Here is a 23297-nt window from a genome sequence, read left to right on the forward strand (position 1 = left end):
AGGAGGGGGCAGCCGATGAACCTCAGCACAGAACAACGCCACACGATCGACGGGCTCTACCGGAGCCTGAACGCCGATGACACTGGCACCGCGGTGTCGGTCATCGTCAAGACGCGCGGCGAGACGTGCGACATCGACTGCCTCTACTGCTACGAGAAACGTAAGGAGGCCCCTGGGGGTGCCAGGGTAAGCGCCGACCAGATCAGGCGCCTGGCCGACATCTTCAAGGGCCGCAAGCTCGCCGTCGAACTCCACGGCGGCGAGCCCCTGACGGCCGGGCGTGAGCACATCGGCGAGATCCTCGCTGAGCTGGCCAGCCTGCCGCAGGTCGTCCGCGTCAGCCTGCAGACCAACGGTGTCCTGCTCGACGCCGACTGGCTCGACATGTTCGACACCCTCTGCCCTGACCTCCAGATCGGTATCTCCCTCGACGGTGACGCCCAGGGCAACGCCTGGCGCGTCGGCTACGACGGCAAGCCCGTGTATCCGCGCGTCGCCGCCGCCCTGAACCTGCTCGCGGAGCGGGGCCGGAGCGTCGGCGTGATCGCCGCGGTGACCCCGGCGGTGCTGGACCGCGCCGAAGAGGTGCTGGACCACCTCGCCGGCTTCGGTTCGGTCAACGCGATCAGCTTCGTACCCTGCTTCGACTCCACGATCCGCCGCTCCACGGCCCTGCCGAGCAGACGCAAATCGGCCAGCCGACTGCTTCAACAGGCTGCCGTGAACGCGGCCGATGGCCCGGCCTGGGCGATCCATCCCGACGAGTACGCCCAGTTCGTCCTTGCCGCCACCGCCCATTGGATCACCGCCGGGCACTTCGCCCGCATCAAGCTCGAACCGGCCGTCTCCACGATCCGGCGATTACGGGGTCTGCCGACAGGGTTCTGCCACTTCTCCGACCTCAAGTGCGACCACGTCTTCACCCTCTACCCCGATGGCCGCCTCGGCAGCTGCGACGAACTGCCCTGGCCACAGGCCCGCCTCACCCAACTGGAGTCCACAGCCGACGAGCACGAGGTGGTCCGCGCCCAGCAGGACTTGTTCCTCCTGAATCAGGGCAAAGCCCTGATGGACAAGTGCACGACCTGCGACTACCGCACCACCTGCGGCGGAGGGTGCATCGCCACCCGCTGGCGCCAGGACCCGGCCAACGATCGCGACGCGTACTGCGACTACCGCATGCGGATGATCGACGGCGTCGCCGCACTGCTGGCCCAGCCCGCGCACCCCGCCGGCACCTGGTGCCAGACCCTGCGCTGGCGCCCGCGCACCCCGAACAGCATGCGCGACGTGAACGCCTTCCTGACCAGCTGGGATGCTCGCGACCTCGCCCACGGCGCGGTGAGGCTGCACACCAGCGAGCACGGCAACATCAACACCGTGGGCCTCGCCGGTATCCACGAGGCCGACGATCTGACCCCAGCCCACCCGATGTGGCAGGCGGCCATCGAACCCGGCGTCTGGCCGTTGGTCGACACGGTCACCCGAGCCTGGGGGCTGGTCACGTACGACAGCTGCCAGGGCCACCAGTACACCGGCGTGGACCTGGCCCCAACGGGTCTGCGCATCGGGCTCCTCCCCCGCGACCGCCAGGAGTACGCCCGCGCTGCTGCGGCACTGTGCCGGGCTGCCACCTTCGCAAGATCCCTCCTCCCCGCAGGCATCGAGGTCAACGTCGGTCGCTCGGAGCTCACCTGCGAGATCACGGGCACCACCACCCCGGTCCTCGACCTGAGCTTGGACCCCGGCTCCGGTCAAGGGTGGGACGGCTACTTCGCCCGCCTGAACGAGGCCACCGCTGTGTTGGCCGCAGCCCTCGACGCCGAGCGCCCCAAGGCCGAATCCGCGTGCGTCTGCCCGCTGCCGGTGTCGCCGCAAGCCCCCGAGGGGGTGCTGCGATGAAGCCCGGCGACGCGGTCACCCTCCACCAGCTCCTGGGACGCATCGCCTACTTCCACACCCTGTTCATCGAACCCGCCCTCTCCTCCAGCAAGCAGCCCAGAGCGGGCGAGTCCTGCTGCAACCACAAGAACACCGCGGGATACCGACAGCCAGACGTCGGGACCGTGCTGGCCAGGACCGCTTGGGCAGTCCTCGACGAGATCGCGACCACCCTCGGCGAGCATCTCCGCCTCTGCCCGGAATCCGACCACCGGTGCTGCGCGACCTGCCGCATCGCAGCCTCCGGCGCCGCCATCGCCCAGGCGTGGACAGTCACCGAACACCGCTCGTACGGCTTGCCGCTGCCTCCGGACCCCCTCGTACGGGCCTGCGGCACCACGGCCGCAACCCGTCTCGCCCTCGTCTTCACCCAGCAGCACGGGGCCTCGTGCGGCGCCCTGGCCCAGGCCGAGACAGCTGACGCCGGCCTACTTCCCGACAGCGGCGACTTGCCGTTGACCGGAGAGCTCCTCGCCCTATGGCAGGACCCGCTGGCTACCACCCGCAGCCCGGTCGTCAGCTGGCTCAACCACTGCACGGACCTGAACGACATCCACCGCGTGCTCCAGCAAGGGGGAACCACGAAGTGATCCACATAGCCGAGACCGTCGGCGTCGGAAGCATCGAGAACTTCCTCAGCGACGCCGAGCGGACCCACCTCGCCGACCTGATGAACGACGTCCTGACCAGCGGCGGCACCAGCCGCTTCGGTGACGAGCGCCGTACCTCCATCCATGAAATCCCCGGCCACAGCCCCGAACAGGCCATGGCCGTCTACGAGCCCGCCGGACGCGTCGAGATCCCCTCGATCCCCCCGGCCGCCGAGAAGCTCCTGGGCGACGCCTTCGAACGCGCTCGCCCGGCGCTCGCCCGCGTCATGCCCGCGATCACCCTCTGCCGGCCGTGGACATACGTCGAGTACGGCGTAGGCCAGCACATCACCAGCCACCTCGACGGCATCGCCCCCGACCCGCTCGCCTGGCCCCGCCAGATCGCCGGCATCAGCGTCGTGATCACCCAGGCCGACGCCGGAGGCGACTTCTACGTCGAGACCGCCTCCAGCGACCGCCTGTGGAACGGTAAGGCCCCCGACGCCGCTCCGAACGGTTACGCGGAGGGCATGTGGCTGACCTACGACGGAGCCGACAACTCCGCGACCTGGTTCCAGCAGATGCCCCGAACCCGCTGGAGCGTCGCCCCAGCGCCCGGTACCGCCCTGCTATACGGCTCCCAGCTCGCGCACGGAACCCTTCCGGTCACCGCGGGCCGGGTCGCCAAGTTCATCAGCTGGCTCATCGCCGAGCCCACCACGGCGGGGTGAGCACGTGCTCCTGGCCCTGGAAGGCATAGCCGGCGCCGGAAAGAGCACCCTCCGCGACCGGCTCCTGGCCGCCGCCCACGCCGAGGGCATCCCCCTCAGTCACATCGGCCAGTTCTCCTGGCTCTCCCACCCGGCCACTCGCACGCTGATCCGCCTGCGGGCCGGGCACGGCGGAGACGAGCAGGAGGCCATCGAGGCCGCCGCCCAGGACCTGGCCCTGCACTCCCGCTTCAACATCGCCGTCGCCCTCACCGAGGGCCCGGTCCTCGCCGACCGGCTCACCCTCTCCACCGCCTGCCTGCTCGCCCTGCTCCACGGGCAGCCCGTCGACGCGTACGTCGAGCGCCTCGCCGAGCAAACCCGGGCCCGACCGCAGCTGACCGTTCTGCTGACCACCGATCCCGCCATCTGCCACGCCCGCATCATGCGACGTGCCACAAAGCGGCGCTTCACCGAACAGGCCGAGGCCGCCACCCGGCTGGCCGCTCTCTACAACGAGGCCGTAGACGCCTGGACCAAGGCCACCGGTCTTCCCGTGCTGAAGCACGCCTGCACGACCTATGCCGACCTCGAAGCCCTGGTCGACGCCTGCATGGAGGACCTCCGCTCGGCCGACAGCCCCGCGGCCCCGCACAAGGAAGCGAGCCGATGAACCTGCACTCGATGCATCCCGCAGCCTGGGTACTCGATCAGCTCCGCACGGACGGCTGGCACATCAGCGACCTCCTCGCGTTCACGCGAGCCAGCACCCTCGTCAGAGCGAACCGCCCCGGCCAGGAGGATGTCGTGCTGAAGGCGGGCTTCGGCAGCAACCACGTCCTGGCCGAGCTCGACCCCAGTGAGAAGCCCGCCGCGTACGGCTTCTACTGGTACGCGCAGATGACCGAGACCGAACGCGCTCTCACCCGTGAAGACTTTCGCCACGAAGCGGAGCTGACCGCCGCCGCAGGAGCAACTGATCACATCGTCCCGCTGCTGGAACATGGCAGCTCGGAGCGATTCGACTGGTACACCATGCCGCACTGCGACGGCGGGAACTTCCGGGCCTTCATGACCTCGTCAAAGGACACCGGGAAGGGCCTCAGCATCCTCACCGACGTCGCCGACGGCCTGGACAATCTGCACCAGCGCGGGATCGTCCACCGCGACGTCTACCAGGAGAACATCCTCATCGACCAGGACCGGGGCCTGATCACCGACCTCGGAGCCGCCCGCCGCCGGTCCACCCCGCGCGGGCCTGAACACCGCGGCCCCGAGGTCCACTGGCCGCCGGAATACCTCACCGGCTACCACGAAGCCACCCCTGCAGCCGACGTGTTCAGCCTCGCCGTCCTCGTCTACCGCTACCTGTGCGGGGACATCCCCCGCCTGGCCGGCCGCATGAACCTGCCCCTCATCCCGGAGCCCCTGCGCGGCGTCGTGACCGCCGCACTCTCCGACGACGCGGACGACCGCCCCTCTATGGACGACCTGCGCACCGCGCTCCGCACCGCGGCCGACCTGCAGCTGCGCTGACCAACACGAGGGAGCCCCTCATGCCCAGGGCGAGATCTCCGCCCCGAATCCGGCCCCAAAGCCGAGCAAGTGGAACAAGCCGAAGCCAACGAGACCGAAAGGCGGAACACCCCATGAACCAGGACCGCATCGCCGACTTCCTCGCCAACGTCGAGGACCTGCGCGGCGAGGACGAGACCGTCCGTACCACCGCCCACACCTCCAGCGTCTCGGCCGAGGGCTGGCCGGCGGCCGAGGCGGAGACCACCACCGCCTGAACACCCACAGCCGCCCGGCGCTCTGAGCGCCGCCGGTGAACACACCTGGGGCCGGGCTACCAGCACCTGCGGCCCGGCCCCAGACCCAGACCCACCACCGAACAGGAGAGCCGCCTCGTGCACACCCTCGCCGACCTCTTCGGCCTCCCGCCGATCGACCGCCTGCACCACGAGCGGACGCAGCGCATCCACGCGCTCATCCGCCCCGAAGCCCAGCCGCCTCAGTCCAGCACCAGTACTGCGGCCGACTACTGCCTGGCCCATCACGCCCTCGAAGGAGCCGAAGCAGCCGCCCACGCCGGCGATGCCTCGACCTTCGACTGGTACGTCGCCCATCCCGACGCTGGGGCCACCACCAGCTCCATCCCTACCGCGGTCGGCACACGCATGGTCGTGGCACCCGCACTCGCCGACCTGCCCCGATCCGCGATCTCCGAGACCCCCTACTACGTCCTGGGCCCCGGTACCGAGCCGGCCCAGCCCCACCTGCTCAGCCTCGCGGCCGACGCGTACGCCAGCGCCGCACGAGCGGGCTTCCGCGATCTACTCGCCTCGCACGCCGTCGTCCTGTGCCTGCTGCGGACCAAGAGCCTCGGCGAGATCCTCGACAGCTGGACCATCAGCCGCCTGCCCGGCACGGTCTTCATGGACCACGTCGACGACCCGGTCATCCTGGCCCGCGACCTCATCCACGAGGCCGGACACAACTGGCTGAACGACGCCCTCGCGGCAACGGGAAGCAAGATCAGCGACGCCGCGCACTTCCACTCCCCGTGGAAGCAGACAACACGGCCGGCGTTCGGCTTCCTCCACGCCTGCTGGGCGTTCCCGCTCACTATGCTGTTCACCGCGCACGCGCTGAACAGCACCAAGGGAGACCTTCACCGGTTCCTAGCTGCCTACCTCGACCAGCAACGAAGCCTCCTCGCCGACACCGCACCCGACCATGCCCGCGCTCTGGAGCTGATCAGCGATGACGGACTCCGCCACCGCCTCGCTGCCGCCCACCACCAGGCCCTCGCCCTGTGAACGCGGCCCGCAACGAGGAGCCCGGCCTGTCCCTGCTGGTCCACCGGTCAGGCGAAGAGCCCGCTCTGCTGCACACCGGTCTGGCCAGCCTCGAACACGGACTGCCCATTGGACCGGACACCACCTTCAACGTCGGCTCGGTCGCGAAGCAGATCACCGCCCACCTGATCCTGCTCGCCGCGCATGACGATCTCCTGCGCCTGGACCAGCAGGCCGCGGACCTGCTGCCCCGACTCAAGATCAGCGATGTCACTGTCGCGGACCTGGTCACCCACCGTTCGGGCATACGCGATGCCGAGTCCCTGCTCTCCCTCGCCGGCTTCCGGGACCTCGACCACTACACGGCCGACGACCTGCGAACCCTCGCTTACCGGCAGGACCAGCGCGCCGTCCCCGAAGGCCGCTTCCTCTACAGCAACACCAACTACCTCCTCCTGGCAGAGATCCTCGAAACGGTCCACCGCACCACGCTGCCCGACCTCGCCCGGCACCGCATTTTCGGCCCGCTCGGCATGGACGCCACCCACTTCAAGAGCGACCCCCACCAGGTCATCCCCGGATCCGCATCCGCCTACCAGGCCACTCACCACGGCTGGCAGCACACGGAAACGCCGGTCACCCTGCCCGGACCCGGCACCCTATGGACCACCGTCGGCGACCTCGACTGCTGGCTCACCCGCCTCCACCAGCGCTGGCAGCACCCCCACCAACTCCCCTGGCAGGAAGCTGTCGACTACGAGCCCAGCGACCACGAGCCCTATCTCTACGGCCCCGGGCTCTACGCCGACGCCCGCCCCGGCCGCACTGCCGTCTTCCACTACGGCCACGAACAGGGCTTCTCCGCCGCTGCCCACGTGGAAGCGTCAGGGCTACGCGTGGTCTCCCTGTCCAACAATGCCGAGCTCTCGGCCGACCGCATCAGCGCCGCCATCCTCCGGGACCTCCACAAGCAGCCGATGCTGGCCCCTAAGGAAGTCCTCCTCCGCACCGCGACCCTGGCGCAAACCCCGAGTACTGCCGTACGAGACCAGCCCACACTCAACGACTACGTCCAGCGGACAGAGCTCGGTACCTTCACCTGCACCCAGGCCCCCGGCAGCCTGCGACTCACCCGCAGCGCCGGCGCCCTCCACCTGTGGCGCCGAGGAACAAGGGACCAGCTCACCCCGACGGGGCCGGGCATCTACACCGGCAATGGCTACACCCTCACCGTGTCCAGCAGCACGGACCAGGTCGACCGCTTCACCCTCGACCTCGACCGCGCCCCAGGACTCACGTACATCCGCCAGTAGCCACCCACCACGAACCTACTTCCCGCCCCCGCCTCACCGGCTGGCAGAAGATCGAACCGGAGACTCCCGATGTCTGACCACATGGTGATTCCTGGGGTGGCCTCGTTCGCCAGCAACGGTCTGCCCGCGCCCGCCCAGACCGACGACGGAAACCCATGGATCGACGGCGTCTGCTGGCTGTACTGCGGACAACGCTGGACCCGCGTCTTATGGATAGGACCCGCGAGCATCGCGGGCATGCAGGCCCCGATGTTCGCGTGCAGCCCCTGCATCGCCGAACTCCACGAGCGGGTGTGGCGATCAGTCCGCCTCAGAGACGGGCCCGCAGTTCCCCGCCCACGCCCTCAGCGAGCCTGTGTCGAGCCCAGTCACCCCGCCTAAGGCCGTCACCCAACCGAAGGTGAGTGCCTGCGTTCACGAACAGACGAAACGCAGGCACTCACCGATCGAAATCAACGCCCCCATGGGCGCTGCACGGTCCCTCTAGTGCTGTGGCCCGACCTGCGAGATGGCAGCGACCTTGAGGAACCTCTTGCCGCCATCCCCATCCGGAAGGTGCAGGGCGGGCGGCTCATCCTGCGCAGCGAACGGGTCCACCCTCTGCGGGCAGAGCTGGGCGAAGTCGCAAGCCCCACACTTCCTCCCTGAAGCACGCTGAGGGAAGTCCCCCTCCATGATCCGATCGACCGCCCATTCCACGTTGGCGACCGCTGCGTCCACCGCTACGCCGTCGACCGGGACCGACACTCGCTGACCGTCCTTGAGGAGGTGCACTGCACCAGTCCGCGCGTTCAACCCGTGGACCAGATCCGCACCACGAGCGTAGAGCTGCACCTGCAGGGAGAGGTCCTCCCAGTTCAGATCGGGGTTGTTAACCGGTTCGGGGCCACCCTTCATGGTCTTGAAGTCGACCACTGAGGCCTCACGGATCTTGTCCGAGTCATCGAGGCTCAGCAGCAGGTCGATGGCCCCAGAGATCACCGCACGATTCACGGGGACCTCGAAGGGCAGCTCAATCTGGCGCTTACGCTCGAAGTCCTTGGCGTACTTGTCCGCGTAGTCGGACACGATGTCCGCCGACTTCTGCTGAGCCCGCTCGTACGCGCCGGGACGGTTGACCGGGTCGGAGCTTGGGGCGACGTGCTTGAGGTGGAACATCTCCTCGGCCACGAGCCTCGCCTCAACAGGGCTGGGCGCCTGGTCCTTGTAGAGCTGGTGCAGCTTCCCCACCGCGGCATGGACCGCACGCCCGAAGCCGAAGAGCTCTGGAACGGGTGGTGCGAAACCGTGCACCACGCTGAGCTTGTAGGCGTGCGGGCATCGCATGTAGGTGTGGATCTCGGAGTAGGTGGTCGGCAGCACCGACTCGTCTCCGCGCCTGCGCGGAATCGCCGGCGGGGGCATCACGCGGGGCGGCGCGGACGGATCAAGGAGATCGTCACGGATCTCTGTGTGCGACAGCAGAGCCGTGTACGGGGAGACCTTCGCCGGGCGCCTGCCGCCGGGCAGCCATTCGGAGCCGGTGACGTAGAGAAAGCGTTCGGCGCGAGTGACCGCGGTGTAGAACAGGCGCGCCTGATCCGGCCTGTCCGTTTGGTAGCTACCGTTGGTGATCGCCCGCTGCACAAGGGCGGCAGGGATCCAGCCGTCGTAGGATCGGCGCTTCCCCGGGAAGCGACCAGCCTCGACGTCCACAACGAACACGACGGGGAACTCGAGGCCCTTGGCCTTGTGGATGGTGGAGACGGTTACGGCATCCGGGCGTGCCATCATCTGGTTGTCGGTCTCGTACCCATCGCCGGCGACGTTCTGCAGGAAGTTGAGGAGCTCACCGAACCGGCCCTTGCCGTCGATCGATACGTAGACCGACTCGAAGTCCGTGAGGATCTTGCTGAAGGTCCCCAGGTCCGCCATGACACCGTCGCCGAACCCGCTAGAGGCGACACCTAGGGCCTCCAACAGGTCATGCAGCAGCTGCTGCGGAAAGAGCCGCTGTCGGGGGATGCCGGGCCCCACAGGGGCGTGGATGCGACGGCCCCAGTCGGCGAAGACCTTCCGGAGGCGGTTGAGATCGGCACACGGGAACGCTGCAGAGAGCTCGGAGTGGAACAGACCGTCCGCCTGGGTGCGGTCGGGGGACCCATCGCGCAACAGCTCGAAGGAACTCCGAACCGCTGCCGGCTGAACCCGGTCGAAGAGTTGACCTCCGGCATTGAGCGCGTACTCGATACCCCGTGCGTCAAGGGCCCGGATGAACGCCGTGTGCCGCTTGGTACCGTCGCCCTCGGGCTGGTTCGTCGAGCGCATCAGGATCGCGAAGTCGGCGGGGGTCAGCCCTCGTACGGTGCCATCCGGTTCCTCGTAGGCGGTACCGAGCAGCTCCTTGATCCGGTCGCCGACGAAGGCCGCTTCCTCGACACGATTGGAAAATCGCAGCACGGCGACCTCCCGGGGGTCACGGTCCACTGCTGCGGTCAGCTGCTTCGGCAACCGCGTTGCACCCAGCTCCTGGGCAGCGAAACCACCAGCAGCCTCGACGATGGCCGACGTGGAGCGGAAGTTGGTCAGCAGCTTATACACCGCCGCGTTCGGATACCGCTGGTCGAACTCCAAGATGTTAGTGATGTCTGCGCCCCGCCACCCGTAGATCGCCTGGTCGTCGTCACCCACGACGAACAGAGTCTCGGAGTCCCGATGCATGAGTTCGATCAGTCGTTCTTGAACGACGTTCACGTCCTGGTACTCGTCCACCAGCACATGCCGCAGAGGCCCGAGTGCCTGGCCCACTCCAGGGTCATCGCCTTCGAGCGCCTCAACCACAAGCCGCTGCATGAGCGAGAAGTCGATGAAGTTGTCATGCTCCATCTGACCTCGCAGCCGGTCCAGGGTCTCACCCAAGGCACCGTCCTCAGCTGCGATCTGCGCCGGATCGAGCAGCTCGTCGTTCATCATCTGCCAGGCGCGGCTGACCTGCATGAGCGTCTCGAAGTATCCGCGCCGGTTGCCTGCGTTGGTGAGGCGCTGGTCTCGCAGGGGATTGATGTTGAGCTTCGGGTAGCGAGAGATCAGATAGACCTGGAACTGCATCGCGTCCAGCACGTCGAACTGTCGGTACTTCGCATCCATGTCACCGAGTACACGACGACACCAGGCATGGATCGTTCCGATGTACATCCCACCCACGAGGAGCGGGTCCATGCCGCACACCTTGAGCGCGGTTGCCACGCGATTCTTGATCGTCTCCGCTGCCTTGTCCGAGAAGGTGAAGGCCACCACCGACTCCGGAGCGGCGCCAGAGGCCACCAGGAACGCCACTCGAGCAGCAAGCGTCCGCGACTTACCCGACCCAGCGCCGGCGAGCGCGAGAATCTCGGCGTCCGCAGCGATCGCAGCCGGGAGCTGATCGGGGGTGAGCCACTCACCGAGCGCCTGCTTCACATCCATCTGCGCACTCCACTTCCTGACGGACAACCAGTCACACGTCACATTGCCAGGTGGGTCTGACAATCGCCCTCGAAGTGAGAATCCACTGGACAGAAGCGAGCGGGCTGCCGGCGCCGTCCGCAGATTCCGACCACGACTCCATCCCCTCCCGCCCCAGGAGCCACCTCGACGCCAAGGCCTTGAACAGCACCAGGTTCGGCGAGCTGCGCGGACAGCGGAGGACTTTGCAGGAGAGCGACGGGCTGCCCGGCGGCGCGCTGCTGGTAGGTGCGGAAGGGGCTGCCGCGCGCGTCGTCCAGCCCGTCATCGACTCATCCGCGCGGTCTGGCCCATGCCGGATACTGGCCACATCAGCCAAGGAAGCGGTCTCTCCTAGGTGTTGTCCCCCGTCATGGCACGCAGGGACTCCTCTACGAGAGCACTGAGTTCCCCGTCCAGCACCTCCTCGGGCAGCGAGTCGAAGGACATGAAGGCGTTGAGCCTGCGCACCCGCTTAAGGAAGTCGCGAAGCAGGTCGCGTTCCCCGACGCCACCGTGAGCGATGTCCACTACCTCCCACGTCCTGACGATCGCCCTGACCAGGTGTGGGCTTCCGCCGATCGACGTGCGTCGGGCGTAGATCTGGTCGAAGGCGGCCTCGCCGAGGACGGACAACGCGGCGTAGAGGTCCTCTCGGTCCGCGCCCTCGTCGTGGAGGAGGTGCGCCCGCCACCACAGGCGTCCGAACACGTGCCGGGTGACGTCGGTTCCAAGGACCCGGTCGCGGTGAAGGTCAGGGAAGCGCCACGCTGCCACATCGGGCATGACGACCAACGACAGGAATGCCCACATGTCGCCCGCAACGGCCTCGGCGGGGATGATCCCCGACTCGCGATGGAGTATCTCCGCACTAGCGATGTCAAAGGCCGCAGCCTGGCGTCTCGCCGGGGGCGCCGGATAGCCTCGGTCGATGGCGCACCCGACCACGGACTGTCGAAGCGCCCTCAACCTCTGTTGTGGGAGTCTCATGCCTCCCGTAGCGGCGTAGAACACGGCGGGATGGGAGACGTCTGCCCGTCCGCGCAATTCCTCCACGGTCCTTTCGAGACACTCCTCCCGTAGCGATACTGCAGCCTTCGGGAGTAGGCGCGGGTACAGGTACGCCACTAGGACTCCTTCTTGAAGAGGCCGACGGCGTGCTGGACCCGAGCGGACAGGAGCGCCGGGTCGCTGCGGCGCATCGTGCGCAGCGAGGCCAAGGTCGTGCCCGGCAGATAGGTGCGGATTAGGCCGAGGAGCATGTGCCCAAGAGTGTCGGGTTCGAACACCGAGTCGTCCGTCAGCTCATCGTCCGAGAGGGCGTGCTCGACCATCAGGCGCACAACATCCTGTCGCAGGGCCGACTGAATGAGGCGCTCCGCGTACGACGCTTTGTCTGCTCTACGCAGCGCGTTCAACGCCGTGGGAGCGTTGCTGTTCACAAGCAGGACGACGGCGCCCATCGTCGCTGCCTCCAGGTTGGGGCTGATGTCCAGGTACCAAGGGGCGTCTTCCGGATAGCCCGCCTCCTTGAAGTCGACTACCGCCATCGGGAACTGCGAGGCGTCCCCTTGCAGCCGTACCCGAACTTCGTGGCGCCACAGAATGGAGCCCGCGCGTCGGGGGCCGGTCGGATCGGGGTTCTCTATGCCTTTCGCCAGTACGAGTTGAGTCTCGACGGTGAGCACCCCGCCGCTATTGCGCCCGGCCACCAGGAAGGCCAGCTGAACGGACCTGTTGCCAGTGCCATGCACCGGAACCTGGTCGGCAAGCCTTCGGATACCGCTTCCGGAAGCGCTCCATACGACGGTGAGAGCGAGTTCGGACTCCGAGGGGAGGGCAGCCGACATCCGGACCTCGTCCAAGTCGACACCGAGGACGGTCTCGAGGGCGAGGTCTCTCTGGAAATCCCAGTCCGGGATGGAGGACGGCAGTGGCACCGCTCCGCCGTCCTCGGACTTGAGCGACCAGCCGCTCATCGACACGCTCTCCGGGGCGGCCATGCGATAGGGGTAGGCGCGGCGGCTCATATACTCACCTGTCCCTGATCGGCCACGACTACGAGCTCGGTGACCGTATCGGGCGCCGGTCTGACGACGAGCGACCAGACAGCCCCGTCACCACCCTCCGTGGAGAGAGTGCGGCCTTCGGTGATCACTCCCGACTGAGAACGCCATCCCAACACCGTGGGAGTCGAAGCACCCAATGGAGGCTCTGCCTCACTTCCCTGTCCTTCACCGAGGGCGACGGCCGGCCTCCCGTGGACGACATGCGCACCGAGGTCCGGCAGGGTGAACCGCTGGACGATCACGGCCTGTCCGTCGAGCACGTCGTGTACCGGGTCTCCCAGGTAGACGACTCGCTGCCTGCCACGGGGGCGTCCAGGCTGCCCAGCCGTGGCAGCGCCGGACCCGCCTGCGCCACCGGCACGACCCCCACCACCGGAGGCCCCTCCGGTGGTGGGGAAGATCGCCGCCGCACCCTCCCCTGCGGTGCCGACCATGAGACCGGCGAGCAACTGACTCATCCCCGCCAGGGAGACACCCTCGCCAGCCTCGTTGACGACCGAAGCGGGGCCGGACGCTTCCTTCATCGCGTCCGAGATCTTCCGCAGAGCGTGTTTGGCAAGTCGGTGCTCTTCAACGTCCTGGAGTTTGTCCACCAGCCAGTCGTCGTGGGTGGCCGGCTCCGTAGCCGCGAACACGCGGTCCATCTCCGGATCCGCGCGGAACACCGCCGCGTACCCTCCGTGTTCCTCGTAGAAGGGCGGACCCTCGAGGTACTTCACTACGAGGTCCACTGGACGCATCAGGCATGTGTGGTGCAAGCGGTCACCCAGGCCGACCTCTCGCGCGGCAGCGGAGATCGGGCCGACGGGGGCTAGGAATTTCCGCATTCCGAGCCGCCCGAGGTTACGTCGCATCGACTTGTGTTCCACGACATGACTCATATCGTCGAACGCCCAGACGAATGGGCGTAGGTGGGGGGTCTCCGAGGGCCGGGGCACCGGAACGGTGCGGCCTTCGTGGAGGACACTGAAGCGCATCGGCGCGTCCCCACCCTCCGGCAGCATCTTGGGCCAGAGGTTCCAGAGCATCGCCTCGGAGATCCAGCGCATCGCCTCATCGTCCCCGCGCTCGACGAACACGGGGTCGACCACGGCAACCGTGGTGCCCGTACCGCCCTCAGGGAAGGGTCGCAGACCCAACCGGCGGGCAACCTCGTCGGCCTCGTCGCCCACGAGGGGCTCTACATATCCGCCAGTGGGCTTCCCCCAGTAATGGCGACCCGTGTAGGAATTGGCCGCGCCGGACACGTCGGTGGTGTAGCTCTCGTGCACCGCCCATCCGATGAGGCGGGTCTCCAGCCTGTCGCCGACCCGGCAGCGGGTGTGGACGAGGACGGTGTGGGCGGCGGAGATGAGATGGAAGACGGCCTTGCCGAACCCGTAGGTACCACCCCTGCCGTTCATGTCTCTCGAACTGCCGATCTTGCGGACGAACGACACGAAGTCGGACTCTCCGGGTTTCGCAACATCGGCCCGGGTCGGTCCTCCCAGCCCCCGGGTTCCCGTGTCCGTCACCGTGAGGATGCGCAGAACCGAACGTGCCAAAGAGGAACGGAGCCTCAGATGATCGGCCCGCGGTACGCCCTCGGACAGCAGGTCCCGCCACACCGGAGCCTCACTCGGCCCGAGCGTTCGGAGCTCGACTCGATAGTCGACGGGCCCGGCGCCAGTACGTGCGTCCCAACTGTTCTGGACCGACTCCCGAACGAGCAGCGTCAAAGGATCGAGTTCCGTGGCGTCGAGGTTCCTGAGCGCTCCTTCGGCCGCTCCTCCACCGCCCGGCCCGTAGGGTTCGGAGAGCCAGCGGGCGCCGTACGCGCTCACGAGTAGCCCCCCATCTCGGAGATGAGGGTGTCGACGGCCTCTTCGTCCAGCGGGGCGGATCGGACGCCGGCCAGGTCCACTGTGTAGCGCACGTCGTAAACACCGTCCGGGATTGCGCCGTCGAGGGTTACCCCGGTCAGGCGGGGGAAGTCTTCGTCGACCACGTACCAGCGTGACTCGACAGGGGCCAGCCGGGATTCGGTGCTCTGATCGGTCTGTGACAACGAGTATCCGAGTCGGGAGAGTCGGTCCACGAGTTCTGACTCATCGTCACAAAGCTGCCCGGCCTCGGCAACTAGTTCCCGCACAGTTCGCCCGTCGGGTCGCCGTTCGAAACGTTGCCACGCCAGGAACAGTCGACCGTCCTGCGGGGGTTCGAGCTGGTCGAGTCCGTGGGCCTCGAAGGTACGCCGTCCAGACACGGCAAGAGTGCTCTTCACCTCGACGGCGCGGATTCCATCGGTGAAGTCGTGGCGCGCCCCTTCGGGGCCGACCCAGTGGCGTATGGCGGCGGAATCGTCTCGGAGTAGGCGCAGCAGCACGAGTAGTTCGCCGGCCAGGCCCACTTCCTCCGCGACAGTCAGTCCTCGGAGGCCCCCGCTGAAAAGTTGTCGCCACCGGTTCACCACGGCAAGGGTGGTGCGGTAGGGGCGCTGACCGTCCGCCTCGAGGGCCACAAGTACGTCGCCGCAGAGGCCGGTGAAGACATCGTCGAGGTCGCGTCTGGTGCAAACGACGTCAGCGAATCGCCCGTAGGCACTGTCGTCCTGGAGCGCCCGTTCGGAAACCCGCAGAGCTCCGCCGATGCGGCCCGTGGGGATGTTCTGGCGCCCTCGGAGGGGGATCAGTAGATGTCGCAGCCCGTCGACGTCCATGGCTGCGGAGATCGCCCCGTAGTCGGTGACTACCGGTAGCTCCGAGACCCTGAGCGCGACCTCGGCACGTACTGGGGCTGAAGCAAGTTCGGCCCAGTGGTGGTCCAGGACGACCCGCAGGTCCGTGCCGCTCACCGGTCGTCCTCGTCGAAGAGAAGACTGAAGTCCTCCTCTTCATCGTCCTCCACGGAGGACAGGTCCGCGCTGTACCACTCGACCTTGCTGTCCTCGCCGCGCGGCATGGGGAACACCAATCCGACGCCGATGACGTGATCGACGGCATCGAGCGGGGAGCGGAGGGCTCGGTTGGCGGGCGATGGCGACAGGGCGTCGATCGGGTAGAGGGTGAGCAGGGCCGTATCCGGGGACTGGGTACGACGGGCAACCTTGAGCGCGGCCTCCGTAACTTCGGAGAGGCCAGTGAGGTCAAGGTCCACACCGGCGTCGCGACGGCTCATGAGGGTCTTGATGTCCGCGGCGTCATGTCCGCTCGTCTGCAGCTTGGCACGCACGACACGGTCTACGGCGATACCGGGAGCGAACTCGTAGCGGCGGTCTGTGTCGCCGCTCAGCGGATTTCCGATGACGGCCACGTTCCACCGCTTCAGTGCACCGCCGCCGGCCGCCCGCACCCGACGTTCGATGTAGGTCCGCAAGAGCTTCGCATCGCACTCCATCGACTTGTCGTGGAAGCGGTATCGCTCCAGGAAATCCAGGACCAGGTCATAGGGGACGTTCCGCAGCACGTGCCGACCCTCTGAGCCCCGTTCCTCGTGCCTGGCTCCCGCAATGCGCAAGGAGTTGTCTACGAGTGCGTGGGCTGCCTCACGGTTACCCAGGAGCCACGCTGCATCGTGGGAGCGGAAGTAGCGGGTCTGGACCCGCTGCCCGCCGTAGGACGCGCCGACCTTCACCGCGTCTCGCATCTTTGCGGGGGCGGTGATGCGGAGCGCCGGGTGGTTGCGCAGGCGGACTGCGAACGAGGTGGGCGTTTTATCCTCGACCATGTACAAGTCGATGTCCCGGCGCATCTCGGACTCGACGGTGGCGATGTGGCGGAACCAGTCCCGCAGCTCGTCAGTCATCCAGATGCGCGGTAGGTCGGCATATCCTTCGCGGAAACCGAACCAACGACCCATTTGAAGCAGGCTGTCGTACGTCGAGGCCCCTCGTACGAAGTAACTGACCGCCAGACCCTCCAGGGTGAGTCCGCGGGAGAGGGTGTTACCGCCCACCGCGATAGCGACGACCGGCCCGGTCTCGTAGTCGAGCCGCTCCACGCTCTTTGAGTTGTCCATGATGATGCGGCAGTCGTCCACAACGCCGCCCAGCTTCGGGAGGAGTGCGTCGAAGGGCACCGGATCCTCTCCCAGGTCCGGCTCGGTGCCCGGGACTCGAGCCGTCTCCGCATCCCAGAGATCCCTGAGTTCGGCGAAGAGTGCAGCGTCGGCATCCACGATCTTCCCCGCAATCCGGGAGCGGAACGCCTCCAGCGGGGCCTTGAAGCTCTCATGGACCAGGGTGCTCACACTGGTGTGGACGAGCATCGTCGAGTGGGGGGTGCCGTGACGTCGCACCCGTCGGGCGGCCGTCACAAGCCAGAAGTAGAGCACCGCGGTGCGAAGGGCGCCGTCGACCTCGGGGACGAAACCCTCGATCTCGCCACGCCCAGGCCGGACGAGGGACACCTCGTCGTCGGGAACGCTGCGAATCATGTCGTACCCGTCCGGCACGTCCTCGGGATCCTCACCATCCAGAGCTTCTCGTCCGAACAGCACCTCCGTGCCGAAGTGGCCTCGGGGCTTCGGCAGGTTCACGACGAAGTCCTCGGGGTACAGGTCCTTAGCCGCGGGGTCGATGAGGAGGTTGGCGAACGGCGTCGCGGTGTAGCCGACGTATCCCCCACGGGGAAAGAGGTCGATGATCTCCCTGATCAGGGGATTGGTGCTCTTAGAGGCGACACTGGCCTGATCGGCCTCGTCGTCGATGATCAAAGTCGGGCAGTTGCGTAGGTAGTCGGGGGCCTTCTCGAGCCAGGCCTTCAGCTTCTTGAGGCGAGGCACGTTCTTCTTGATCACGCACAGGACGTGCTGCTGGCTCTTGTCACCGAAGAACGCGGCCGGGTTGCCGGCTGGCGGCTCGAAGTCCCCCTCCCGTGCCGTCAGGGGGTGCCACTGGTCAATGACGGGTTCCACGAGCTGCCGCTCCAGGCGGAGTTGGGTCTGACGCCTCAGACCGTTGTGAACCCCCGCAAGGACGATGAAGAACTTGTATCCCGAGTCTGCGGCCTTGGCAATCAGCGCGGTGAAGTTCGTCGTCTTGCCCGACTGCACGTACCCGACGACGAGGCCCCTGGTAGAGAACTCCCCCGCCATAGGGTGGTCGAGCATGGAGACGACCTTGGTGGACGCCGCGTCCAGGTCACGGACGCTCTCGTCGCTCCACGACTGCTTACCCAGCAGGTCACGCAGGGCAGGCCAACACCGGTCATCGTCCTGCGGCCCCACATACCAGGTCTCGCGGTTGTTCCGGACGACGGATCCGGGCTCCCGCTTGTCGCGGACCTCTATGGTCTCCCGCTGATGGCGTTCGGCGATCCGCCTGGCCAACTCCTCTTCCATGCCGAAGAGCTTGATCGTCGCCAATGCCTGCTCGGGCGTGTGCGTCTTGATGAGACGGCGGAACGCCTCATATTGGTCGTCGAACTCGTTCAAGGTCCCCACCCTTTCCCCGGCGCCGGACGCCGCTTGCGTCCGGGCGTCGACGATCCATCCGTAACTGAGCCTCCATGGGTACGCACGGGGCCACGGGCGGAGGCCAGGACGGGGATTGGGTAGGGGCGACGGACCCAGGGACCGTCGGAGACCCACACCTCACCTACGGGCACTCCATGCGGTCACGCATGGTACGTGGTGGTTCACATGGCACTTTATCCCGCCGATGCTCGTCCTCGCGGGGCGTGACCGAACTGTGGGATCTGGGGCGCTTGTCTGTTCATGGCCGGAAATGAGGGCGACGCCTGGCCGGTCGAGCAAGGCGGCGGGCCCGCCATAGCCGCCTACACGGCAGCGAGGTTTCGCTTTCCCCCGCGGGAACGAGGTGCGCGAATCGGCTGGCTGGCGGGCCCACTTCGCTGGGCCAGCAACAGTGGTGCCAGGTGCTCGGCGATCGCGCGCCCGAGGCCGACGGGGACGGCGTTACCGATCTGCCGTGCGATCTGGTTGCGGCTTCCACACCATTCAAAGTCCATCGGGAAACCCTGCAACAGGGCCGCCTCGAGGTGCGTGATGGGACGGTGGAGCCAGGGGTGCAGGTACCTCCCCTTTTCGGGCTTGAAGAACTCCGTGCGGATGGTGACGGAGGGCTTGTCCCGGAAGAGTCTCCCCATAACGTCCGCGGATCCGGTCTTGTGCTTCCTCCAGCACGGTGAGAGAAGCTCGTCGGGGAGGTTGAAGCGGTTCCCCTCTTCGGGGATCGCCCTGTATCGCTCCATGGACCGGTCGGTGATCCCGTTGCGGCGGAGGTGGAGCTCGGCCATCGTGAAGCGTCCGGCGATGCGCTTGCCGTTGACCTCCTCCCAACGTCCAGGCAGCTCCCGGAGTGTCTTCTGGAGCACCAGGCCCGAGATCGTCTCCCACACCGTCTTCTGCTGAGCCGGGGAGGGCTGGGGGATCAAAAGAGACTGCAGTTCCAGCTCAGAGACGTCCCCGACGCGTTCAGTTGCCCCCTGCCCCACCCGAAGATCCTTACGGACACCGACGAGGATCGTGCGCAACCGTCGCTGCGGTACACCATGGTCCGCCGCGTTGATGACCTCGTGATGAAGGACATACTCGGACAGCTTCCCGCCCGGACGCGTCTCGTCGACGAGGAACTGGAACTCTGGGGAACGCCTGAACGGCTCGACGTTCTCCATGATGAAGGCCTTGGGGTTGGCCCGGGACACGACGGTCAGGTAGTGCCGCCACAACTGGTTGCGCTCGTCGGTCGGGTCCTGGTTTCCGAGCTGAGAAAACCCCTGACACGGCGGCCCACCCAAAACGACGTCCGCCTCGGGGATGCCCTCCGCCCTCATGACCCAGTCGGCGATGTCCCCCTGGTGGACGTCCGCACCGAAGTTCACCGCATACGTCGCCGCGGCGGCTTGGTCGAGCTCGACTGCGGCGACGTGCTCGTAGACCGCCTGTCCCCCGCGCCGGACGTCCGCGAATCCCTGGGTGAGTCCCCCACACCCCGCGAACAGGTCGATGGTCCGGAGAGGAAGCCCTGGGGCGCTCAGGCCGCTGAGGAGCTTGTCCGGATAGTCACTGTCGGGTAGTGCGAGGGTCATAGGCGAACTCTAGCCGGCCCGGTCGCGCCTGACAACGGACAGAGGACAGGAGCAGGATACTACTCATGTCCTCTTTGCGCCGGCCCCCTCTAAGTCGCAATTCACGGAGGCATGACCTGGTGATTTCCACGTCGTACCGTCCGTGTGTGACGAATGTCGAGCACGATGCAGCGACGGGAACGCCCAAGGGGGGAACTCCTACCCGCAGTAGTGAGGCACCTCCTCGCTCGTGGCGTCCGCGACCGGGGCTGACCAGGACACAGCGCTCGCGGGAACAGGACCGGGCGGCCGGCGGGGCGTCCAACCGCCTCGTGGATGTGGGTGAGGGGCGAAGGGGAGCGGCGCATGTGACTCTGACGCCGTCCCGCAGGACGGGACGGGTGTCGGCAAGCCTGCAGTGGACGTCGGAAGGGCGGCGAAAGCGACTGCACCTAGGGGAGGTCGACCTCCCGACCCGATCGGCCAACCTACGGGAGGCGTGGAGGCTTGCGGGGGAGACAGGGCTCCTTGTCGGGGAAGACACAGCAGGATCATGGGCGTCCTCGCCAGCGACTCGCGCCTCGATGCGGTCCAACAGGAGCCGGGACACCAAGCCGGAGCTGCGACTACGGTCACTGCTGCACAGGGCCGGACTCCGCTACCTCGTGGCCGCCAAACCCCTCCCGCATCTGCGTCGAACGGCGGACGTCGTGTTCACCAAGGCCAGGGTCGCGGTGTTCGTGGATGGGTGTTACTGGCACGGCTGCCCTGAACATGGGTCGATCCCAGCGACGAACCGCGACTTCTGGAGTAAGAAGATCGAGGGCAACGCCAGGAGGGACAAAGAGACGGACCGGCTCCTGACCGAGGCGGGCTGGAAGGTAGTCCGTGTGTGGGAACACACACCTCCGGCCGACGCTGCTGAGCTCGTCCAGCAAGCACTCGTCAAAGCAGACGGCCGGGGAGCGCGCGCAGCCCCTTCAGAGCGGACGGCCGTTCAGTAGGTCCTCGATTGCGTCGGCCTCCCTGCGGAGCACGATCCTGCCGTCACCGTCGCTGTAGACAAGGACCCTGACCCCCGTGGTGAGGCCAGCCTCGGCGAGGATGCCCATGGGTAGTTCGACGGTGCCGTCTTCTCGGATTTGCGCCTCTGCGGGTTCCCTGATCACCGGACCAGGATGCCATGCCCCGCGACGGTACGCCCCGGCCTTCCACGCCGTGCGCCAGGTATCGAACGTTGACGCAGCGCACGGAGCCGGGGAAGTCAGGGACCGGGCGAAGCCTCAGTGCTGCAGCAATGGGAGGCCACACCAAGGCACGTTCCACTCAGACGCCCACGGAAGGCTTGATCCATGGCACGTGCGCTGGAGCGTACCGCGTCAGGGCGCGGTCGGCGGGAGCCATCTCGTGCACAAGAGACCGAGGAGCTGCGCTCTCAAGGCGTTGGCACTCGCCGGCGAGAACCCTGGCGAAAGTGATCAGCTTGCGCCCCGCTGGATCACCGAGAAGGCGCGACGCTTCCTCGGTGCCATGACAGATGCGCCGCACCGTACACAGCAGCTCATGCTTCGCGCCCGGCCGGCCGCAGGCGAGCTCCGCAGCCAAGCGATTGCGCTCCCCGACTGCATGGGCTGCGGCTATGGCTAGGACCGTCCGTGCAGCCACCTCATGAGTCTCCCCTGAGTTGACCATGGCGTTCGCGAGCAAGGGGAGCTCTGCGAATGGAAGCGGATCGGCCGCCTCCCATAGGTCCTCGGCGAGCCGTAGGGCTGCCTGGACGCCAGTCTGATCGACGTAGAGCATCGGCCGATCGGCATTCTGTCGAACCTCCCAACGAGCGATGCTCTCGTCTGCCAGCGAGGCCCTGAGCAGGGCACGGAACAAGGTTCGCAGCGTCTCGATGGAAAGCTCCGGCACCTCCAGTCGCATGCACGTGCCCTGGCGCTGCACGTCCAACACCGGCTGGCCGGCTTCACCGATCGCCTGAAGCATCTCCAGGGTTCTTGTGACCTCGTTGGGTTCCTGCTCATCGTGGTGACCGGCTTGGGCGTGCTGGGCGTATGCCACAGCGACACCATGCTCGAATCCTTGACAGACAGTGCGGGCGGTACGAGCAGTGTGGAGTAGCTCATCGAGGCTGACCGGTCGGCCGCCCAGTACGGGCGTGGAGTGCATCGGGTCCCAGTGGTAGTCCTCGTGAGCGATTGCATTCCGCCACTCCGGCCTGATCACCGAGGCCAGCGTCAGGCAGAGGGGATGGGCCTCGGCATTCAACGAGTCTCGTACAGCCGCAAGGGTGTGCGCGGCTGGGATCGCCCTGCCCAGCAAGTCGAGGACCACGGCCGCAGTCCACTTGACGTCGCCTTCGACGACGACCTTGTACAAGTCTGCGACTGGGCGCATCTGCTTCTCATCGGACGTGGCACGCAAGTAGCCTTCCCACGCCGATGTCTGACCGCGGTATGCGGACAGCATCAAGGGTTCACGTTTGACGTGTCGGGAAATCGCTGCATAGGCAAGCTGTGGATCTTCCATCAGCTTGTCCGCAACGAGGTCGCGTGCCAGACGCGCGGCACGATGCGCGGTTAACGGCTGACCGGACACGGCCAGTGCAGCGAGATGTTGTCGTAGTTTGCCCGTAAGGAGTTGGGAGCCACCGATCAGATGCCCCATCTGCTGGCGCAATCGGCGATCAAGCCCGTTGGGATCCCGTGACCAGGCCGCTGCGAGTCGGGCCCGCCCCGCCAACCCCTCGCCCTGCTGTATCTCTGCCGATGAGAGTCCGAGTGTTCGCTGGTACAGGTCCTCGTTCGCATCCACCGGTGTGGCCTGCGAGGCCTCGAGTCGGCGTACATTGGCATCCGTTTCAACGGCGCACTCCCACGCCGCCGACCAGTGAGAAGCGTCCCACCCCAGCTCCAGACAGGCAATCACCGCAGAGGCCATCCCATGGCTTGAGACTGCGATGTCCCTTGCCATGCGGCGTTCTTCGGTGACGCTGCTGGGGGGCGCGAACAAGGAAACGTCGTTCCAAATCGCAACCATCTCGTTGGACGCCGCACGGAGTCGCCGTGCAAGCGCTGGAAGCCTCTTGCCAGCGGATCGCCCGGAGGTCGACGCCGTGGAGGCCACCTCCAGTGCCGTTGCCCGCATCTCCTGCCATCTTCCGGCAAGCTCTGCGTCGGCGAGTACAGCCCGCCACTGCGAGGAGGTCATAGGAACGGTGGCCTCCTCCCCGAGGGCATCCGTATCCTTCGAGGATTCGGGGAATCCGAGGTTTCGGAAGACGGCCCGGGCCGCCTGACTTGCACCGGGAGGTAAGTTGCCCAGCCTTTCGGGGAATTCTGTGTCCACGAACGCAGGATGCCACTGCATCTGTGGCCGCGGCGCACGCTTTTCGGAGA

General features: G+C 66.9%; 18 protein-coding genes. 9 read left to right on the top strand and 9 right to left on the bottom strand.

Translation table 11 applies throughout. The features are described from left to right. Positions 1-15: 15 nt before the first annotated feature. From DRB89_RS12400 to DRB89_RS12430, 8 genes are all read left to right on the top strand, one after another. A complete protein-coding gene (locus tag DRB89_RS12400) occupies positions 16-1902 on the top strand; it encodes a radical SAM protein (RefSeq protein WP_112448500.1) in 1887 nt (628 codons plus the stop codon). Continuing rightward, positions 1899-2531, top strand: a complete 633-nt coding sequence (locus DRB89_RS12405; RefSeq protein WP_112448501.1) for a hypothetical protein — start codon at positions 1899-1901, stop codon at positions 2529-2531. The genes DRB89_RS12400 and DRB89_RS12405 overlap by 4 nt, the downstream gene beginning before the upstream one ends. Continuing rightward, a complete protein-coding gene (locus DRB89_RS12410) occupies positions 2528-3262 on the top strand; it encodes a hypothetical protein (protein WP_112448502.1) in 735 nt (244 codons plus the stop codon). Before DRB89_RS12405 ends, DRB89_RS12410 begins: the two co-directional genes overlap by 4 nt. A gap of 4 nt (positions 3263-3266) precedes the next feature. Beyond that, a complete protein-coding gene (locus DRB89_RS12415) occupies positions 3267-3914 on the top strand; it encodes a hypothetical protein (protein WP_112448503.1) in 648 nt (215 codons plus the stop codon). After that, complete coding sequence (locus DRB89_RS12420) at positions 3911-4777, top strand: protein kinase (RefSeq protein WP_112448504.1); 867 nt, start codon at positions 3911-3913, stop codon at positions 4775-4777. The genes DRB89_RS12415 and DRB89_RS12420 overlap by 4 nt, the downstream gene beginning before the upstream one ends. Before the next feature lie 113 nt (positions 4778-4890). Further along, positions 4891-5034 (top strand): hypothetical protein, encoded by a 144-nt coding sequence (locus tag DRB89_RS43715; RefSeq protein WP_167347301.1) that lies wholly within the window; start codon positions 4891-4893, stop codon positions 5032-5034. A 117-nt stretch (positions 5035-5151) separates the two neighbouring features. Continuing rightward, complete coding sequence (locus tag DRB89_RS12425) at positions 5152-6063, top strand: HEXXH motif-containing putative peptide modification protein (protein WP_112448505.1); 912 nt, start codon at positions 5152-5154, stop codon at positions 6061-6063. Beyond that, a complete protein-coding gene (locus tag DRB89_RS12430; RefSeq protein WP_112448506.1) occupies positions 6060-7355 on the top strand; it encodes a serine hydrolase domain-containing protein in 1296 nt (431 codons plus the stop codon). The genes DRB89_RS12425 and DRB89_RS12430 overlap by 4 nt, the downstream gene beginning before the upstream one ends. A 483-nt stretch (positions 7356-7838) precedes the next feature. Here DRB89_RS12430 and DRB89_RS12440 read toward each other — a convergent pair whose 3' ends face one another. The 7 genes from DRB89_RS12440 to DRB89_RS12470 form a co-directional block, all read right to left on the bottom strand. Continuing rightward, positions 7839-10799: an ATP-dependent DNA helicase gene (locus DRB89_RS12440; protein WP_112448507.1), complete on the bottom strand. Its 2961-nt coding sequence runs from the start codon at positions 10797-10799 to the stop codon at positions 7839-7841. A 372-nt stretch (positions 10800-11171) separates the two neighbouring features. Beyond that, a complete protein-coding gene (locus DRB89_RS12445; RefSeq protein WP_112448508.1) occupies positions 11172-11945 on the bottom strand; it encodes a DUF6339 family protein in 774 nt (257 codons plus the stop codon). After that, positions 11945-12847 carry a hypothetical protein gene (locus DRB89_RS12450; RefSeq protein WP_112448509.1) on the bottom strand — a complete coding sequence of 301 codons (903 nt, stop codon included), beginning with the start codon at positions 12845-12847 and terminating at the stop codon, positions 11945-11947. Before DRB89_RS12450 ends, DRB89_RS12445 begins: the two co-directional genes overlap by 1 nt. After that, the gene (locus tag DRB89_RS12455) at positions 12844-14709 is read right to left on the bottom strand and encodes a hypothetical protein (RefSeq protein ID WP_162688553.1); all 1866 of its coding nucleotides are present in this window, start codon (positions 14707-14709) and stop codon (positions 12844-12846) included. Before DRB89_RS12455 ends, DRB89_RS12450 begins: the two co-directional genes overlap by 4 nt. Further along, positions 14706-15719 carry a PD-(D/E)XK motif protein gene (locus tag DRB89_RS12460; RefSeq protein WP_112448511.1) on the bottom strand — a complete coding sequence of 338 codons (1014 nt, stop codon included), beginning with the start codon at positions 15717-15719 and terminating at the stop codon, positions 14706-14708. The genes DRB89_RS12455 and DRB89_RS12460 overlap by 4 nt, the downstream gene beginning before the upstream one ends. Further along, entirely contained in the window at positions 15716-18298 is a 2583-nt protein-coding gene (locus DRB89_RS12465) for a Z1 domain-containing protein (protein WP_112453365.1), read from the bottom strand. The genes DRB89_RS12460 and DRB89_RS12465 overlap by 4 nt, the downstream gene beginning before the upstream one ends. A gap of 344 nt (positions 18299-18642) precedes the next feature. Further along, complete coding sequence (locus DRB89_RS12470; protein WP_112448512.1) at positions 18643-19914, bottom strand: DNA cytosine methyltransferase; 1272 nt, start codon at positions 19912-19914, stop codon at positions 18643-18645. A 65-nt stretch (positions 19915-19979) separates the two neighbouring features. Between DRB89_RS12470 and DRB89_RS46325 the strand changes: the two genes are divergently transcribed. Next, positions 19980-20897: a very short patch repair endonuclease gene (locus tag DRB89_RS46325; RefSeq protein ID WP_112448513.1), complete on the top strand. Its 918-nt coding sequence runs from the start codon at positions 19980-19982 to the stop codon at positions 20895-20897. Here the strand turns inward: DRB89_RS46325 and DRB89_RS12480 are convergent. Then, a complete protein-coding gene (locus tag DRB89_RS12480; RefSeq protein ID WP_112448514.1) occupies positions 20874-21062 on the bottom strand; it encodes a hypothetical protein in 189 nt (62 codons plus the stop codon). The genes DRB89_RS46325 and DRB89_RS12480 overlap by 24 nt on opposite strands. A 157-nt stretch (positions 21063-21219) precedes the next feature. Continuing rightward, a complete protein-coding gene (locus tag DRB89_RS42840; protein ID WP_162688554.1) occupies positions 21220-23247 on the bottom strand; it encodes a hypothetical protein in 2028 nt (675 codons plus the stop codon). Positions 23248-23297: the final 50 nt, after the last annotated feature.

It is taken from the genome of Streptomyces sp. ICC4, from assembly GCF_003287915.1.
GTDB classification, from domain to species: domain Bacteria; phylum Actinomycetota; class Actinomycetes; order Streptomycetales; family Streptomycetaceae; genus Streptomyces; species Streptomyces tritrimontium.